The organism is Kocuria salsicia (genome assembly GCF_039532055.1).
Taxonomy (GTDB): Bacteria; Actinomycetota; Actinomycetes; order Actinomycetales; family Micrococcaceae; genus Kocuria; species Kocuria salsicia.
In genome coordinates this window covers 1-960 of record NZ_BAAARF010000002.1, presented here as the reverse complement: position 1 = coordinate 960, position 960 = coordinate 1, and the positions used below count along the sequence as shown (strand labels likewise).

Here is a 960-nt window from a genome sequence, read left to right as displayed (position 1 = left end):
GGACTCGTACAAGTCCACCGCCCGGCGACGGAACTCGTCGGTGTAGTTCTTCCTGGCCATCCTTGGATTCTCGCTTCTCCCAGCATCGTGCTGGATTCCGCGTGTCCAAGATCAAGGGTCAAGCCCCTACGACCAGTTCCACGAGTACCAACAGCGCAACATCGACTTCCTGGTCGAGAAGGGCATCCTGACCGGAGATCGTGACCGAATTGCGTTTGCAAGCGCGCCACAATTGCATGTGCTCACGGAACTCTGGGAGTGCGAGGTGACGAGCTGTCTCCATCACTCGGCGGCCGACCAGAAAGCCATTGACGAGATGGTGAGCGCCGGATGGCTGGCGCATCGATCAACGCTGCTCAGCGCCGCGGAGGTCAGCTACTTCAACTACTTCCTTAACGATAAGGAGTTCAGCAACGGACCTAGCCTGCGCAACCGCTACCTCCATGGATCACAGGCAGACGGTGACGACGACCGCGTTCACCGCCACACGTATCTAACAGCGCTCCGCCTACTCGTTGCGCTGGTCATCAAGATCAACGATGACTTCTGCCTGACGGATAACGCCGTGCTCGCGAAGGAATAGGGGCCGACCGCTGGCATGGTCGAGCCCTCTTCAGATCCCTAGTNGAGGGGTGGGGCTCCGATAGCGGAGTGGTGCCTGTGGTGATTGTAGAAGTGGATCCAGCCCGGTAGTGCTGCGCGGCGTTCGGTTTCTGATTTGTAGAAACGGGCGTAGGCCCAGCCGTCGGCGAGGGTGCGGTGGAAGCGCTCGATTTTGCCGTTGGTCTGCGGCCGGTAGGGGCGAGTTCGTTTGTGTCGAATGCTGAGATCCTCGCAAGCGTCTCGCCAGGCGTGAGAGCGGTAGCAGGCGCCGTTGTCGGAGAGGACACGTTCGACGGTGACGCCCTGGTCGGCGAACCAGTCTGTCGCGCGGCGCAAGACGCCGATGGCGGTCTCGGA

2 protein-coding genes are annotated in these 960 nt (G+C 60.8%); one reads left to right on the top strand and one right to left on the bottom strand.

Translation table 11 applies throughout. From position 1 onward, the window contains the following. Positions 1–238: 238 nt before the first annotated feature. On the top strand, positions 239–583 hold the full coding sequence (locus ABD264_RS00070; RefSeq protein ID WP_344203347.1) for a hypothetical protein: 345 nt from the start codon (positions 239–241) through the stop codon (positions 581–583). A 38-nt stretch (positions 584–621) separates the two neighbouring features. Here the strand turns inward: ABD264_RS00070 and ABD264_RS00065 are convergent. After that, on the bottom strand, positions 622–960 hold a 339-nt coding region (locus tag ABD264_RS00065; RefSeq protein ID WP_344203344.1), incomplete at its 5' end, for an integrase core domain-containing protein.